This window comes from Pseudomonas sp. WJP1 (assembly GCF_028471945.1).
Classification (GTDB): Bacteria; Pseudomonadota; Gammaproteobacteria; order Pseudomonadales; family Pseudomonadaceae; genus Aquipseudomonas.
In genome coordinates this window covers 2,956,769-2,971,915 of record NZ_CP110128.1, presented here as the reverse complement: position 1 = coordinate 2,971,915, position 15,147 = coordinate 2,956,769, and the positions used below count along the sequence as shown (strand labels likewise).

Here is a 15,147-nt window from a genome sequence, read left to right as displayed (position 1 = left end):
CCTTGCCCTCTTCTGCCCCGTAACTGTGAACATGGTTTGCGCTTCTCCCGAGACTTTCCAGCGCAACCCGCGCTTAGGTTCTACAAGCTCTCTGGTATCGAAAGATCGCGAGAGAGTCACAATGGCAAACAACGACTTGGTGCGACCAAGCCGCGATGGGGATCAGTTTCACTATTACTAGGCCGCGAGGCAGTGTCTTGCCCTATTGCCTGGATCGGGCGACCCGGCGTCCGTGACCATTGAAGCCCCTCAGCCAGTGAAAGTGATGACGAGGTTGAGCAAGGGAGTCGATCTCATCGAAGTCGGCCTTTACTAAGGCGCAGAAAAGTTGAGGGGGGCTCGGTAGCTTCCCTATATTCAATCGAAGCACTCCACCCTGCAAGTCGTTGATCCGTGGACAGCGAGCGGCTTCCCTCACCGGTTTTTCACGAATCAATGGCTTTTAGGTCTTTCCGTACTTGAGCCAGAAAAGCTTTGAGATCCGTGATGTTTTCCTTTCGCATGTAACACGCCGTCACCAGGCTGACGGGATGAACGCCCAAAACACTGCACAACTCCTCGAGCTTCACCAGTGTCGGGCTGGTGCCCCCTCGCTCGAGCAAACTGACATTGGTGCGGCTGCTCACTAACGAAAAATGCTCCTGCGTCAGGCCTTTCTGAAGGCGTGCCTGTCGGAGCGTCGCCCCAAATGCTTCTTTCAGTTCCATTTTGCTTTCTCACAAAAGGAACGATAAGGCGACATTGCGCAATATATGACTACAACATATATTGTGCATTCGAAAAGTTGAGGTACCAGCGATGAGCAAGGATCATGAAGGGCCGACGATCATTTCCAGCCTTTTCAATGCCGATTTTCTGGGGCGTCCGTTCATGCGGCAGACGGTCATGATCCCTTGGTTTTACCTCGAAGCGCACGTTCGATACGGTAAGGAATTCGTTGGCGAAATGCTCATGGTGTCCTCATTTGAGGCGTTGAAAGACATTCTCAAGGTCCAACATGAGTCTTTTAGAGTGCGCTCCATTCAGTACGTAACTCCAGGTTTTGTAAACGAAACTGGCCAATGGAAAATGGAGCCGCTCCTCGAGGCAAGTGAGGCGATTAATCAACAGGGTGAGCGGGTGCCGCTTTTCAGGGTTCCTGACCGAACCTATTCGCATTTGGGCGTGAACACCGAGGTGGACCTAAAAAGCGTTAGGGTTCTGTTCCCTGCCGTCAAAAGAAAGCGCGACTGACATCGAGCATTTTTTCGGGTTGTGCTGGCGGAGGCGTAATTCGCTTCCCCTACCTAAGGAGTCAATGATGACGATGCCGCATGAACGTACGCGATCGATAATTCAGGCCCGAGACTTTCTGGTTGATCTATCCCAGGATCAAGCGTTGCCCGAGTCCATACGCAACGAGGCTCGGCGGCTCTTGCGTCACTACCCCACTTCAAATGAGGTTTTGCTAGCTGGAAAGGTGGAAGAACAAATGAAGGATGGGCTCACTCTCCCCTTCTTGAGCTCTACGACCGAAGGTAGATATGTCTAAATCCCTGCGACGCCGCCTCGAGAGCTAAGCCTTTGAAAAAAAGCAGGAGCTTGCTTTTTGCTCAAAACTGGTGAGTCGTATGTCTGTTACCGCCAATATCGTCAAACGCATCAAGCACACTCCCAAAGGGCAGCCATTCGGCATCGGTCGATTTGTTGACGCGGGTTCCCGCACAGCTGTGGCCAAAACCTTATCTCGATTGGCTGCATCAGGTAAGTTGGAGCGATTGAGTCGCGGTATTTATATGCGACCCAAGCTCAGTCATTTCGCAGGTTACGTGCGACCAAGTACCCAATCAGTTCTCCGAATAATCGCTAGACGTAATCGCGAGATTATTCAGGTGCATGGAGCAGAAGCGGTCAGGGCTTTCGGTTTGAGTACCCAGATGCAAATCAAACCCGTTTTTTACACAAGCGGTGCGAGTCGCCAAGTAAAAATTGGGGCGAGACATGTACGCTTGCTCCACGTCGCCCCTCGTAAACTGCAGCATGCCGGCACCCACGCTGGATTAGCGCTTTGCGCCCTCTTCTACTTAGGCAAAAAGGGGGTAAATGAGACTGTCATTGCCCGTATCAAAGCCAAGATGACCCCGTCTGAATTCAAGCAGCTCGTAGATAGTGAAATTCCCGCCTGGATGCAGGTCGCGTTCCGCCAAACTACTTAATGTCTATCACCTTATGAATTCCACTTAGCCTCTCTGTCTCTTGGCTGTGGATTCAACAGGTCGACACAACACATTCAGTACTGTGGAAACAGGCTTCGTGTGTAGATTAAGCAGAGACCTTGAACTCACAGCCAAGCGGTTGATGGGAGATGCGGCAGTGGCGATTGGAACTGTCTTAACTTCGAGGAGTGTTGTCCCCCGGCGTCAGACCTCCAGGCATTGAGCAACACTCCACCGATACAGCCAATTCAGTGCAGCATAAAACTCCGGTTGTGTACGCCTCGCCCAAAGCGAATTGCGCACAGTTCGCTCGACACCTTTGGCATGGTAGAGACGGCCCATTTCACGGGTCGACCACACGACTCGCGCAGTGCGTGGTATGCGTACCGACTCATACAGTCTGAAGGCAGCCTGAAGGTTTCCATCGCTGGCCTTAACGGCTTCACCCAGTGTCACGGCATCCTCCAAAGCCATGCACGCGCCTTGAGCCATGTACTGCGTCATTGGATGAGCCGCATCCCCAAGCAAGGTGGCCCTGGCGTTCCCCCCGTGCTCCACCGGTTCGCGATCTGCCGTCGCCCAGCGACGCCAGGATGTCGGTGTGTCCAAGAGTTGTCGCGGGACGGCATGAATGCCTTCGAAATAGGAAAGCACTTCCTCTTTGCTGCCATCGCGGACACCCCACTCCTCCTGCTCGCGACTGTGGAATGTCACCACCAGGTTGTACTGTTCGCCGGCGCGCAGCGGGTAATGGACCAAATGGCAATGAGGACCGGCCCAAAGCATCGGTGCGTTGACGCGCAACTCAGGCCACCACAGCCAAGCTGGTTGCGCTTGCGCGCAACGCGCCATGCCTGGCGCACGCGTAAAAAAGCCCGCGTTGAGCGGGCATCGGAAAACATCCGAGCTGATTCAGGCACCTGATTCAGGATCACTCGCAGGCAAACCGCGAGCGTCCTTATCGTTTTCGTCCTGATCGTCCATCTGTGGGGCGGCGTTTGGGTTATCGACTCGACCGCTCTGTCCAACTTCTGGATGCTCACTCGACACCGAGTTATTTGCATCGACGTCAGTCATGTCTTCGTCGACAGGAGCCTCGTCGTCTGGAGGCAGCGGAACTTCGGACTCGTCCCTCTTGGGGTCGTGGCCGGTTTCGTTGTCCGTTGTGCGCGTTTCGGGCTGCTGTGATTTGTTGCCAGGTGCGTTCTCGTTAATGTCCATGCTGAACCTCGTACTGATGCGCGGGATGTCCGTGCTTGAACATGAGAAACGGCACAGCGTTACAAGTGCATCGCAGTGGACGAACGGAGAAGAAAAACCCGGCTCGCTGGCCGGGCTTTCACTCCTATCTCCTATCGTCTGAAAGCGGCGTCTGCTCATCCGCCTCTGGGGTAGTCCTCTCACCAGGTTCCTTCCAGTCTTCTGGACGATCATCGCTTGGATTTTTCAACGGATCGTATTTGTTCGGATCGTCTGGATCTAACGTAGGCTCATCTGAACCTGGCTCAGGCTTGGATGGAAAAGAATCTTGTGTTTGGTTTTGAAAACTCAAATCGGTAGACATACCCACCTCACCAATGAGGTCCAGCTTTTCTGGGCCGTATTAGTTTGAAGTTGGCGGGTGAAAAGTGTGCGACTGAGCAGATGAGCGGGCAGTAAAACGCCCAAGGGCGGTTGAGATTTTGGAGTTGCACGGATTTGCCCTCCATCAGCATTACAACTGACCAGTCATTTGCAGCCGAATTGACCAGCGCACGTGGGAATAACGACCGGCAGAGAACGGCCAAAAGCGGTCGCTCGCTGTAGGACTTCCGCACCGTTTATGGAAGGATTGTGTAAACCACAATCTCACCTAGCGATTCAGCGTGATTAATGATGTAGAGAATCCTGAGGGGTGAGGAAAATCGCTCAGCCTCACCAAAGAACCCCGCGAATGCGGGGTTTTCTGTCGCTGGTTCCCCGATCAGAATTGTCCTGCACCCAGCAGGAACAACGATTCGCTACCCGCCTTCACAGACGTGCTCAACGAGTGAATGCGCGGCAATAGGCGGGCGAAATAGAAGCGTGCGGTGCCCAGTTTGCTGGCGTAGAAATCGTCTTGCGCTTCTTTGCCCAGAGCAGCCTTGGCCATCAGGGCCCACATGTAGGCGTAAGCGACGTATCCGAAAGTTTGCAGGTATTCGACCGACGCCGCACCGATTTCATTCGGGTTGTTTTTCGCCCGGTCCAGCAGCCATGCGGTCAGTTCGTCAAGGGTCGTCACCGCATCGTTGAGCGGCCTGGTGAACTCCGCCAGGTCAGCGCCGGCGGTGGCGGTGAAGTGACGAATCTCGTCGGCAAACAGGTTGTAGAACGCCCCGCCCGTGCCGACGATCTTGCGCCCGATCAGGTCCAGCGCCTGGATGCCGTTGGTGCCTTCGTAAATCTGGGTGATGCGCACGTCGCGCACCAGTTGCTCCTGGCCCCACTCACGGATGTAGCCGTGGCCGCCAAACACCTGCTGGCCGTGAACCGTGGTTTCCAGGCCCAGATCGGTCAGGAACGCCTTGGCCACCGGGGTCAGCAAGGCCACCAGGTCTTCTGCGCGCTTGCGCGTGGTGGCATCTTCGCTGAACTTGGCGGTGTCCAGTTGCATGGCCACGTAGGTCGAGAACGCGCGGCCGCCTTCGTTCGAGGCTTTCATGGTCAGCAACATGCGACGCACGTCCGGGTGGACGATGATCGGGTCAGCGACTTTGTCCTTGTTCTGCGCGCCGGTCGGTGAACGGCTCTGCAGGCGATCGCGGGCGTACTCGACGGCATTCTGGTAAGAGCGCTCGCCGGTGGCCAGGCCCTGGATGCCGACGCCCAGACGCTCGTAGTTCATCATGGTGAACATCGCCGCCAGGCCCTTGTTCGGCTCGCCGACCAGGTAACCGACAGCTTCGTCGAAGTTCATCACGCAGGTCGCAGAGGCCTGGATGCCCATCTTGTGCTCGATCGAGCCGCAGTTTGCCGGGTTGCGCGCGCCCAGGCTGCCGTCGGCGTTGACCATGAACTTGGGCACCAGGAACAGCGAAATCCCTTTGGGGCCAGCCGGTGCATCCGGCAACTTGGCCAGCACCAGGTGGATGATGTTTTCGGTCAGGTCGTGTTCGCCGCCGGTGATGAAGATCTTGGTGCCGCTGACCTTGTAGGAACCGTCGGCCTGAGGCTCGGCCTTGGTGCGAATGATCCCCAGGTCGGTACCGGCGTGCGGTTCGGTCAGGCACATGGAACCGGCCCAGATACCGGCGTACATGTTCGGCAGGTAGGCGGCCTTCAGTTCTTCACTGGCGTGGGCGTTGATCGACAGGCAGGCACCGGCGGTCAGCATCGGGTACAGGCCGAACGCCAGGCTGGCCGAGTTGACCATTTCTTCGACCTGGGCCGAAACGGCCTTGGGCATGCCCATGCCACCGTAGGCCGGGTCGCCACCAACACCGACCCAACCGCCTTCCGCGTAAGTCTGGTAAGCCTGTGGGAAACCTGCCGGCGTGGTGACGGCACCGTCCGCCCAGTGGCAACCTTCCTCGTCAGCCGCACGGCTCAGGGGCGCGACGCTTTTGCTGGTGACCTTGCCGGCCTCTTCGAGAATGGCTTCGACTGTTTCAGCATCGATGGAATCGGCCAGTGCTGGCAGCTCGGCCCAGAGTTTGGCGACCTCGAATACTTCATTGAGGACGAAGCGCATATCGCGCAGGGGCGCTTTGTAATCAGACATGATTGGAACTACTCACTTTCTGCAACAGGAAATGGGACAGCGCCGGGATCAGCACCAACGCACCAACCATGTTCCAGATGAACATGAAGGTCAGCAGGATGCCCATGTCGGCCTGGAACTTGATTGGCGACCAGGCCCAGGTGATCACGCCGGCAGCCAAAGTAATGCCGACCAGCGCCACCACCTTGCCGGTGAATGCCACGGCATTGCGATAAGCCTCGGTCAACGACAACCCGGCGCGTTGCTGGGCCAATTGCACGCTCAGCAGGTACAACGCGTAGTCCACGCCAATGCCGACACCGAGGGCGATCACCGGTAATGTCGCGACTTTCACGCCCATGCCCAACCAGACCATCAGCGCTTCGCAGAGGATCGACGTCAGCATCAGCGGCACTACCGCGACCACCACCGCCCGCCAGCTGCGGAAGGTGATGAAGCACAGCACGATCACCGCGCCATACACATAAAACAACATGGTGCGGTTGGCCTCGCGCACGACGATGTTGGTTGCCGCTTCAATCCCGGCACTGCCGGCCGCTAACATGAACTGACGCTCGCCATTGCTGTGTTCACGGGCGAAGCTTTCAGCCACTCGCACCACGCGATCCAGGGTTTCGGCCTTGTGGTCCGCCAGATACGCGATGATCGGCATCATCGAGCAATCGTTGTTGAACAGGTCCGGATTGCTGACAGATGCCTGCTGTGCGCCGTAATTGAGCACATCCTGATTACGCGCGATGGTCAGCATCTTCGGGTTGCCTTCATAGGAACCCGCGGTGATCTGCCGTACCGCGTTCACCAGCGACACCGTGGTCTGCACGCCCGGTTGTTGCTGCAACAACCAACCCAGGCGATCGGCTTCTACCAGGCTTTCATATTTCAGACAGCCTTCGCTGGGTGTCTTGAGCATCACCGCGAACTGATCGCTGGACAGCGAATAGTTGGCGGTGATGTAGGCGTTGTCGCGGTTGTAGCGCGAATCGGCACGCAGCTCGGGCGCACCGGGGTCCAGATCACCGACCTTCAACTGGGTGCTGACCATGAAGCCGCCCACCGCCAGCAGCCCCGCCACACTGACGGCGATAGTCGCCCAGCGGCGCTCGGTGAATTTGTCGAGAAAACACCACAGCGCGCCCATACCGCTGCCTCGCAGCTCCTTTTTTTCCGCGCGCAAGCTGCGCTCGGCAGCCTTTCGACTGACACCCCAATACGACAGCAGCACCGGCAGCAGCACCAGGTTGGTGAAAATCAACACGGCAACGCCAATGCTGGCGGTGACTGCCAGGTCCTGGATCACCGGAATGTCGATCAGCATCAATACCGCGAACCCCACGGCGTCGGCCAGCAATGCGGTGAGGCCGGCGAGAAACAGCCGGCGAAAGGTATAACGCGCGGCGATCAACTGATGGGTACCGCGTCCGACGTCCTGCATGATGCCGTTCATCTTTTGCGCGCCATGGGATACGCCAATGGCAAACACCAGGAACGGCACCAGAATCGAAAACGGGTCCAGCGCGAAGCCAAACAGCGCCACCAATCCCAGCTGCCAGATCACTGCGATCACCGAACACAGGATGACCAACGCCGTGCTGCGCACACACCGGGTGAAGTAGAAGATAATCGCCGTGGCTATCAGCGCGGCGGCACCGAAATACAGCATCACTTGCATCAACCCATCGATCAGGTCGCCCACCAGTTTGGCGAAGCCGATCACGCGAATCTTGATCGGGCCCTTGCCCTCCTCGCTCGCCACCCGTACGACCCCATCGAACTCGTACTTTTCACGCAGCTTCTCTTCGATGGTTCTGGAGAATTGGTGATAGTCGATGGCCTGGCCGGTGACCGGGTCTTTCTCCAGCAGCGGCACGAACACCATGCTCGACTTGAAGTTGTTGCCGATCAGGCTGCCGACAATGCCAGAGCGGGCAATGTTCTGGCGCAACTGTTGAACACTTTGCACGGAGCCGTCATAGGAATCAGGCATCACCGGGCCACCCTGGAAGCCCTGTTCGGTGACTTCGGTCCACCGCACTGCCGGCGTCCACAGCGATTTCATCCAGGCGCGGTCGACTCCCGGAGTGACGAAGAGTTCATCGTTGATCTCTTTCAGCGCGTTCAGATAATGCGGGTCGAAGATATCGCCATCAGTGCTCTCCACCACCACCCGCACCGCATTGCCCAACCCCCGTAAGGCCGCGCGATTTTCCAGATAATTCTTGATGAAGGGCTGGCTCTGCGGGAGCATTTTTTCGAAGCTGGCGTTGAGTGTCAGTCGCGTAGTTGCCAGGTAGCTCAGTGCTAACGTCACCATCAGGCAAGCCAGCACCACCCACAGGCGATTGTTGAAGATCAGCCGTTCGAGGCCATTACCAGAGCAGGCATCGAAACCCTTGAGTTCGCGGATGACCGGCATTGTTTCGAGTTCGTAGTGACCCATGATGTTGTTCTCTATGTAATGCCGGGCTCAGTCGAGGGCCAGTCGCCGCAGGCCCTGGGTACCCGCAAGTACCAACGCACCATCGGACGTCACTTGCGCAGCGGCTACCGGAGACGTCACGGTGTTCTGTCGGGGATGAAAACTGGCACCGTCGTCGGTGCTGACCAGCACATGACCGGCCTGGCTGACGAGTACGATCCGGCCGTCGGCGGCCACGGAACTGGCGGTGATACTGAGGGGAAGCGCGAGTTCGACCTTGCTCCAGCTCGCGCCGTCATCGGTGCTGCGAAAGACGTTACCGCGCAAGCCGAAAACCAGCGCCGCTCCCGGCTTGCCGGTAATGCCGAAAAAGCTGCCGTTATAAGGCGTCGGCATGGCATTGAATCGGCCGCTTGCACGGTCCAGCTTCAGCACCAGGCCCTGCTCCCCAGCGATATACAGATCATTGCCTACGGGGCGCAATGCATAGAGATTCAACGCCGAGGGGTTGTCGGTACGCTCCAGCAGTGGCGTCCAGTCAAGGCCCCCATTGTCTGTGCGAAAAATCAGATTGAACGCGCCGACGATGTAGCCAACCCGGGCATTCTCGAACCAGACATCCAGAAAGGCCTTGTCGGCGCCCTCGTCGAGCATTCGCCGCGCATCACTGACACGCTGTTGCAGATCAACATTGTCCGGCTGCTCGGCGAGTCGGGGTTGATAGTGGTCGAGCAGCAGTTGCCCGATCCGACGCCCGTCCAGTTGCCGGCTCCAGGTCTGCCCGGCGTCGCGGCTGTGCAGGACCACACCGTCGTGTCCGACGGCCCAGCCCGACTGCGGCGTGGGAAAGGTGACTGCAACCAGGTCGGAACTGACCGGAACCTGTGCCTGCTTCCAGTGTTCGCCTGCATCATCGGAGTAAAGGATATGACCGCGCTGGCCAACGGCGATCAACCGCTCACCGGCCTGGGTCAGCCCGGTGTAGGTCGAATGCATGGCGTATTCACTTTGCAGCGCGGGGGTGTCGAGCACATCGGCAAACCCGCCGGCAATTACCGGGCGGGTAAACGGCACTGCCAGCGCTGATGCGAGCGCGGCGAGCAGGGTCCATTTGATCATTGTCATTATTGTGATCTCGGGTGCACGTCACAGACCTCTGCAGGCGCGGGCAAGTCGTATCGCCGCCCGCTCCTGCACGATCGTGGGTTTAACGGATGCCGGTGCCGGCCAGGGACTCGGCCGACCACTGCGCCTTGGACAGCGGGTCGATGTATTTGAGGCCGCCGTAAGGCCCGTAGAAACCATTCATGTTGTAGGCACCGGAAACCAGGTCATAGAGCATGTGGTTGATGGTGTCCGGGGCCTGCACGTCGTAGCTGTAGGTCAGGTGCGAGAAGCCGCCACGGTAGAGCTGGCCACGAGCGTCATACGCGTCGGACGCCAGGGCAATCCAGCTGTCCTCGTCGAGGTAGAAGGTACGTTTGCTGTAGATGTGACGCTTGCCGGGCTTGAGCGTGGCTTCGACCACCCACACCCGATGCAGCTCCCAACGCAGCAGGTCCGGGTTGACGTGGTTGGCGGTCGTCACATCGCGCGCGTCCTTGTGATAGCTCAGCTTGTAGGTGTTGTACGGCACGTAGAGTTCTTTCTTGCCCACCAATTTGAAGTCGTAACGGTCCATCGCGCCGTTGAACAAGAACGCATCGTCGTAGGTTGCCGCACCAACTGTGCCCGGGTTTGGCGTGTCGTAGGCCAGGTCCGGCGCCAGTTTCACCCGACGTTGCCCCGGCAGGTACTGCCAGGCGCGACGGGGCTGTTTCAGCGGGTTCACCGAGTCCATGAGCAACAGTGCTTCACCGGCGCGCCGGGCCGGGCCTGTGTAAGTCAGCTTGATCTTGTAGAAGGACTCATCGGCAGCGACAGCCCCCACAGCCCGGGACGGCGCATAGAGCGGGTACTCGATATTGAACACGCCCGTGGAGCTCAAGGACGCGGTGCCAGACGAGTCGACGTTCCACGAATCGTACTTGTTGGTCATGGCCACGCCCTGATAGCGCAGCAAATGGTTCCACATCGCCTCGTTGCCATCCGCCGGAATCGGGAAAGGTACGCCCGGCAGTACGTTTTCCAGCGACAAGCCTCCATCGGTGGTCTTGGCGGTCACGGCATTTTTCGCGGTGTTCTCGAGAACCGTCCTGGGCAGCGCGACGCTACGGTGAGTCGGGTACACGTCGAGGCGATAGCTGGGGTAACGCGTGAGCAATGCCTGGGTTGTCGCGGTGAGTTTGTCTTTTTGTTCGGCGAGGTTCTTGGCAGTGATCACCAGACGCGGTTTTTCATCGCCAAACGGATCAGGACGGAACGAGTCGCCATTTTTGAAATTGGCCGGGACTGTGGTCAGGCCACCGGTGTAGGCCGGAATGCTGCCATCGGCGTTGGCGGCTTTGTCCGCGCCGACGGCGGTCAGCGTGGTGCCCAGTTTCGCGGCCTGGTCGGCGTTGACGGCCGCGTGCGCGGAGCCTGCAACGGCCAGGGTCAGGGCGGGAACCAAGAGTGATTTGAGAAGGTTCATAGAGTGTCTCCTGTTAACGCACAACTCGAATATCAGAGGGTGGTTTTGAAGGTGAAAGTGACCATGCCGCGATCCTTGAGCTGGGCCGGGGTACCCGCAAAGGCTGTGGTCTGGCCGGGAACGCAGTTGTACTGGCCGTTGGCGCCGGGTGCAGCGCCATCGCCCTGTGCCGCGGCGTTGCCGGCAGAGCCGCAGGTGTCGAAGTCGCCGAAGTTATCGACGTATTTGAGGTCGAAGCGGTACTGACTGTGCACGTCCATGCCAACGCCGACCGAATAGCTGCCAGTGCCTTTGTTACCGCCCATTTGCACAGCGGACTGGCCTGAGAGGCCGACGTTGTAACTGACCGGCAGCGATAGATCGACGCCGGGGAATACCTGGTACCAGGTCGGGTTGAAGTTCATGCCAAGGATGAAGTTGTCCTTGGTGACCTTGTCGACGCCGTGGTACCAATCCTCGCCCTTGAACAGTTGCTTGTTCTCGGTCACGTCCAGCCAGCGGCTATAACCGAGTTCAACCAGCAAGGTCGAGGAATCCCATAGCGGGGTGTCGCCAAAGGTGGTCAATCCGTTGAGCACCGCGTGTACGGTGTTGCCACGTGCCACGCCGTTCTGGCCATCGAAGCTTTCAATGAAACCGGGCGCGTTCGCTGCGCCCAAAGCCGGGTTGACGGTGGCCGGAACACTGGACAGCGCCATGTTGTGGCGATAGCTCAAATCGAAACCAACACTCACACCGGCGACGTTTTTAGCAAGGCTCAAGCCATAGACATCGATGTCATCGACGTAGAACTGGTTGTAGCTGCCGGCATTGCCCGAGGCCAACTGCGCCGGGCCGACCGCCACCGGTTGCAGCACCAGGTTGGGCAGGATGTCGGAGGTCTTGCGGTAGTAGAGACCCAGGGTGCCGTCCAGCCACGCCGGACTCCACTTGGCCATAAGACCGAAGTCACCGCGCTTGTCAGGGGTATGGGTGTGGCCATTGGTCAGGCGTAGAAACTCATTGGCCCCCAAGGGCCCTGGCGTGCCGAAACGGGGATTGCGTGCAGCGATCAGCGACAGGTTGTGGCCGCCGTTCTGGATACCGTCGTTGAAGCCCAGGTACGTGCCCGACTCCGGCAGTCGTGCAGCATCCCAATCAAGGAAGTATTGCGCCGCCAGGGTCAACTCCGAGTTGACTGTGAAGCTGGTGGACAATTGATTGCGCGGGATGAACAGCTCTTTGGCTTCAGTCCCTGGCACCGCAAGCGCCTTGGACAAGTCCAGTCCGGACTGGCCATAACTGTTGCCGTGGGCGAAGGCCAGCACGCTTTCACCCCAATACAAGGTGTGCTGGCCCGCCTTGCCGCTCAACAGCGATTCGTCACCGAACTCGGTGCTGCCGAAAACAAAGGCATCAAGGATTTCCGAGGACGGGCCATTGTAATAACGCTCGGCATAGCCACTCAGATGATGGGAGTCTGGCCTGCCATTGTTCAGCTGGTTGGTCGATGGGTTGAAGCTGCCGACGTCGTCATAGGCATGGTCGTACCAGCTGTTGGCACTGACCCGAAACCCCAGCTGTTTTTTGTAGACCACGTCCAGTTCCGACAACACATCGAGGCGCTGCGAAACCGGGCTGCCGGAGGAAAAATTACGGTTGCCGTCGTTGTTGTTCCACGCGTTGGCCAGCTTGCTGTTCGGCGCTTCCACCCGCTGGGCGTAGTTGAACTTGAAGGTGTTGTCGAAACGAACCGAAACGTCCTCATTGCCCGTATCGAACTCGAACGCCTGCACGGGCGTGATCCCCAACCCGGCGAGAACCGCCGATGCCAGCAGCCCGCGCCGCAGATTGGAGTGGCAGATCTTATTGTTATTTTTCATCTAGCGTGCTCGCCTTACTGTGGATTCGCGAAAAGTCATTCAGGAAAAACGCCCGTCAGCCAAACGCCCTGCTCTTATGGAGCGCAGGCCGGATCGGTCGAGAATGTTGTATCGCGAGCAGTGAGGGAGACGCCGGTCAATTGGGCCAAATCATCGGTCAGCACAGCGCGCAGGCGACCAAACCCACGCCGCGCTTTGTATTGACTGATGAATGGGCGCTATTGACCGGTCTGCACGAAACAGGGCCTGTAGAACAAATGTCGAGCGGTCCGCTTGCGCCGACCAGAACCCTTGACCTGAAAAACAGACCTCATGAAAAAGACCCTTTCTGTTCTGCTTTTACCTTCGTTGCTGGCCAGCCTGATCAGCCAATCCGCCGTGGCCGCCGTTGAACCGAAATCGGCCGAGCCCGCCACCGTGACGGCCAATGACGCGACACGCCAGATGCTGAAAAACATGAACAGCCGCAGCGAGGCCGACATTCATCGCGGTTTCATCGCCAGCATCCCGGATGCCGAAACGCTGACGGCGGACGGCAAGGTGATTTATAGCCTCAAGGGTTACGAATTCCTCAAACCGGCAGAAGGGCCGAACACCGTCAATCCCAGCCTGTGGCTACAGGCACGCAAGAACATGGCCAACGGTTTGTACAAGGTCACGGAAGGGTTCTATCAGGTGCGCGGCATCGACTTGACCAACATGACCATCATCGAAGGCAAGACCGGACTCATCATCATCGACCCCTTGATGACCGCCGAAACTGCGCGTACCGCACTCAATCTCTACTATGCGCATCGTCCGAAGAAACCGGTGCTGGCGGTGATCTACAACCACAGCCATGTCGATCATTACGGCGGCGTCAAAGGCATCGTCGATGAAGCCGACGTCAAGGCCGGCAAGGTACAAATCATCGCACCCGCGGGATTCATGGCGCACGCGATTGCCGAAAACGTCATGGCCGGCAACGCCATGAGTCGGCGCACCGAATACCAGTTTGGTACCACCCTGCCCCGTGGCGATCGGGGTCAACTGGATCTGGGCGGCGCAAAGGCGTTGCCCAATGGCACCATCACGCTGATCCCGCCCACCCGGGAAATCACCAAGCCGATCGAGACGCTGGAAATCGATGGCGTGGAAATCATCAACATGCTCACACCTGGCACAGAAGCGCCGGCGGAGATGGTTCACTACTTTCCACAACATAAAGTGCTCGACACCGGTGAGCTGGCCATTCAGGCGCAACACCAGTTGCTCACCCTGCGCGGTGCGGAAATCCGCGACAGCCAGGCTTGGACCAAATACCTCAACGATGCACTTGCGCGCTTTGGCGCCGATACCGACATCCTCGTGGGCCAACACACCTGGCCGGTTTTCGGCAAGGAACAGGTCAACACCTACCTGAGCAAGCAACGTGACCTTTATAAATGGATGCATGACCAGTCACTACGCCTGGTGAACAAGGGCTACAAACCCGTGGAGATCGGCGAGTTCATGCGCCAGAACGTGCCAGCAAGTCTGGCCAGCGAGTGGTTTGCCCGTGGTTATTACGGGTCGGTGCAGCGCAACGCCAAGGCGGTGTATCAGCAATACATGGGCTGGTACGACGCCAACCCGGCCAATCTGGATGCCTTGAGCAATATCGATTACGGGCGCAAGTTCGTCGATTACGCCGGCGGTGCCGACGCCTTGCTGGCCCGAGCCCGCACAGATTTCCAAGCGGGCGAATATCGCTGGGTGTCCCAGGCCATGAACCATCTGGTGAATGCCGAACCCACCAATCAACCCGCCCTGGAGCTGTTTGCCGATGCCCTGGAGCAGCTCGGCTACCAGGCCGAATCGGCGGTAGAGCGCAACAGCTACCTGACCGGCGCTCAGGAGTTGCGCAGCGGCGGGAAAAAAGTGCCGTCACCGTTGCGTACCGCCAGCCCGGACACCATTCGCGCGCTGTCCATCGAAAACATTTTCGACTTGCTCGGGGTTCGTCTCAACGGGCCGAAGGCCGAGGGCAAGCACATCGTCATGAACTGGAATTTCACGGAAAGCGGCAAGCAATACGCGCTCAACCTGGAGAACTCGGCGTTGACCTACTCCGTAGGTCAGGTGGCACCCAATCCGGACGCTACCTTGACGCTCGATCGCGACACCTTGAATGCGATCATGAGCCAGCAACTGACACCGCAGCAGGCCCTGCAAGATGGGCAATTGAAAATCGAAGGTAATGCCCAGGCCTTCGCCACCCTGCTGGGTCTCATGGACACGTTCTCGCCGAATTTCGAAGTTGTGCTGCCCAATCCACCGGCACAATAATCGCCGTCGATAAAACGAAAGCCTCGCCGAACAGCGTTTCGGCGAGGCTTTTT

The 15,147-nt window shown here is 58.3% G+C and carries 12 protein-coding genes and 1 pseudogene; 4 read left to right on the top strand and 9 right to left on the bottom strand.

All coding sequences use genetic code 11. From position 1 onward, the window contains the following. Positions 1 to 425: 425 nt before the first annotated feature. Complete coding sequence (locus tag OH720_RS13550) at positions 426 to 707, bottom strand: helix-turn-helix domain-containing protein (RefSeq protein ID WP_272606022.1); 282 nt, start codon at positions 705 to 707, stop codon at positions 426 to 428. Between the two features lie 91 nt (positions 708 to 798). Between OH720_RS13550 and OH720_RS13545 the strand changes: the two genes are divergently transcribed. The 3 genes from OH720_RS13545 to OH720_RS13535 all read left to right on the top strand — a co-directional run bounded on the left by OH720_RS13545 (position 799) and on the right by OH720_RS13535 (position 2,195). Next, a complete protein-coding gene (locus OH720_RS13545; RefSeq protein ID WP_095967292.1) occupies positions 799 to 1,233 on the top strand; it encodes a hypothetical protein in 435 nt (144 codons plus the stop codon). Between the two features lie 64 nt (positions 1,234 to 1,297). Then, the gene (locus OH720_RS13540) at positions 1,298 to 1,531 is read left to right on the top strand and encodes a BPSL0761 family protein (protein WP_336299067.1); all 234 of its coding nucleotides are present in this window, start codon (positions 1,298 to 1,300) and stop codon (positions 1,529 to 1,531) included. A gap of 79 nt (positions 1,532 to 1,610) precedes the next feature. Continuing rightward, positions 1,611 to 2,195 (top strand): DUF6088 family protein, encoded by a 585-nt coding sequence (locus OH720_RS13535; protein WP_272606021.1) that lies wholly within the window; start codon positions 1,611 to 1,613, stop codon positions 2,193 to 2,195. Between the two features lie 204 nt (positions 2,196 to 2,399). On the opposite strand, the gene OH720_RS13530 is transcribed toward OH720_RS13535, so the two are convergent. The 8 genes and pseudogenes from OH720_RS13530 to OH720_RS13495 all read right to left on the bottom strand — a co-directional run bounded on the left by OH720_RS13530 (position 2,400) and on the right by OH720_RS13495 (position 12,787). Further along, positions 2,400 to 2,999, bottom strand: coding sequence for an FAD-dependent monooxygenase (locus OH720_RS13530; protein ID WP_272606020.1), 600 nt, complete (start codon positions 2,997 to 2,999; stop codon positions 2,400 to 2,402). A gap of 225 nt (positions 3,000 to 3,224) precedes the next feature. After that, positions 3,225 to 3,416 (bottom strand): annotated as a pseudogene (locus OH720_RS31695) (hypothetical protein); the annotation flags it as partial. Between the two features lie 124 nt (positions 3,417 to 3,540). Beyond that, the gene (locus tag OH720_RS13520) at positions 3,541 to 3,759 is read right to left on the bottom strand and encodes a hypothetical protein (protein WP_272606018.1); all 219 of its coding nucleotides are present in this window, start codon (positions 3,757 to 3,759) and stop codon (positions 3,541 to 3,543) included. Positions 3,760 to 4,158: 399 nt separating this feature from the next. After that, positions 4,159 to 5,937: an acyl-CoA dehydrogenase C-terminal domain-containing protein gene (locus tag OH720_RS13515; RefSeq protein ID WP_272606017.1), complete on the bottom strand. Its 1,779-nt coding sequence runs from the start codon at positions 5,935 to 5,937 to the stop codon at positions 4,159 to 4,161. Next, positions 5,930 to 8,374 carry an efflux RND transporter permease subunit gene (locus tag OH720_RS13510; RefSeq protein ID WP_272606016.1) on the bottom strand — a complete coding sequence of 815 codons (2,445 nt, stop codon included), beginning with the start codon at positions 8,372 to 8,374 and terminating at the stop codon, positions 5,930 to 5,932. Before OH720_RS13510 ends, OH720_RS13515 begins: the two co-directional genes overlap by 8 nt. 27 nt (positions 8,375 to 8,401) lie before the next feature. Continuing rightward, positions 8,402 to 9,478 carry a WD40/YVTN/BNR-like repeat-containing protein gene (locus OH720_RS13505; RefSeq protein ID WP_272606015.1) on the bottom strand — a complete coding sequence of 359 codons (1,077 nt, stop codon included), beginning with the start codon at positions 9,476 to 9,478 and terminating at the stop codon, positions 8,402 to 8,404. A gap of 82 nt (positions 9,479 to 9,560) precedes the next feature. After that, positions 9,561 to 10,925 carry a DUF1329 domain-containing protein gene (locus OH720_RS13500; protein WP_272606014.1) on the bottom strand — a complete coding sequence of 455 codons (1,365 nt, stop codon included), beginning with the start codon at positions 10,923 to 10,925 and terminating at the stop codon, positions 9,561 to 9,563. 32 nt (positions 10,926 to 10,957) lie between these two features. Beyond that, entirely contained in the window at positions 10,958 to 12,787 is a 1,830-nt protein-coding gene (locus tag OH720_RS13495; protein ID WP_272606013.1) for a DUF1302 domain-containing protein, read from the bottom strand. A 312-nt stretch (positions 12,788 to 13,099) separates the two neighbouring features. Between OH720_RS13495 and OH720_RS13490 the strand changes: the two genes are divergently transcribed. Further along, entirely contained in the window at positions 13,100 to 15,094 is a 1,995-nt protein-coding gene (locus OH720_RS13490) for an alkyl/aryl-sulfatase (RefSeq protein WP_272606012.1), read from the top strand. Positions 15,095 to 15,147: the final 53 nt, after the last annotated feature.

Bases quoted from the DNA above. Each gene is read 5' to 3' on its own strand.
- OH720_RS13550 (WP_272606022.1), bottom strand. From the start codon at position 707: ATGGAACTGAAAGAAGCATTTGGGGCGACGCTCCGACAGGCACGCCTT.
- OH720_RS13545 (WP_095967292.1), top strand. From the start codon at position 799: ATGAGCAAGGATCATGAAGGGCCGACGATCATTTCCAGCCTTTTCAAT.
- OH720_RS13540 (WP_336299067.1), top strand. From the start codon at position 1,298: ATGATGACGATGCCGCATGAACGTACGCGATCGATAATTCAGGCCCGA.
- OH720_RS13535 (WP_272606021.1), top strand. From the start codon at position 1,611: ATGTCTGTTACCGCCAATATCGTCAAACGCATCAAGCACACTCCCAAA.
- OH720_RS13520 (WP_272606018.1), bottom strand. From the start codon at position 3,759: ATGTCTACCGATTTGAGTTTTCAAAACCAAACACAAGATTCTTTTCCA.
- OH720_RS13515 (WP_272606017.1), bottom strand. From the start codon at position 5,937: ATGTCTGATTACAAAGCGCCCCTGCGCGATATGCGCTTCGTCCTCAAT.
- OH720_RS13510 (WP_272606016.1), bottom strand. From the start codon at position 8,374: ATGGGTCACTACGAACTCGAAACAATGCCGGTCATCCGCGAACTCAAG.
- OH720_RS13505 (WP_272606015.1), bottom strand. From the start codon at position 9,478: ATGACAATGATCAAATGGACCCTGCTCGCCGCGCTCGCATCAGCGCTG.
- OH720_RS13500 (WP_272606014.1), bottom strand. From the start codon at position 10,925: ATGAACCTTCTCAAATCACTCTTGGTTCCCGCCCTGACCCTGGCCGTT.
- OH720_RS13495 (WP_272606013.1), bottom strand. From the start codon at position 12,787: ATGAAAAATAACAATAAGATCTGCCACTCCAATCTGCGGCGCGGGCTG.
- OH720_RS13490 (WP_272606012.1), top strand. From the start codon at position 13,100: ATGAAAAAGACCCTTTCTGTTCTGCTTTTACCTTCGTTGCTGGCCAGC.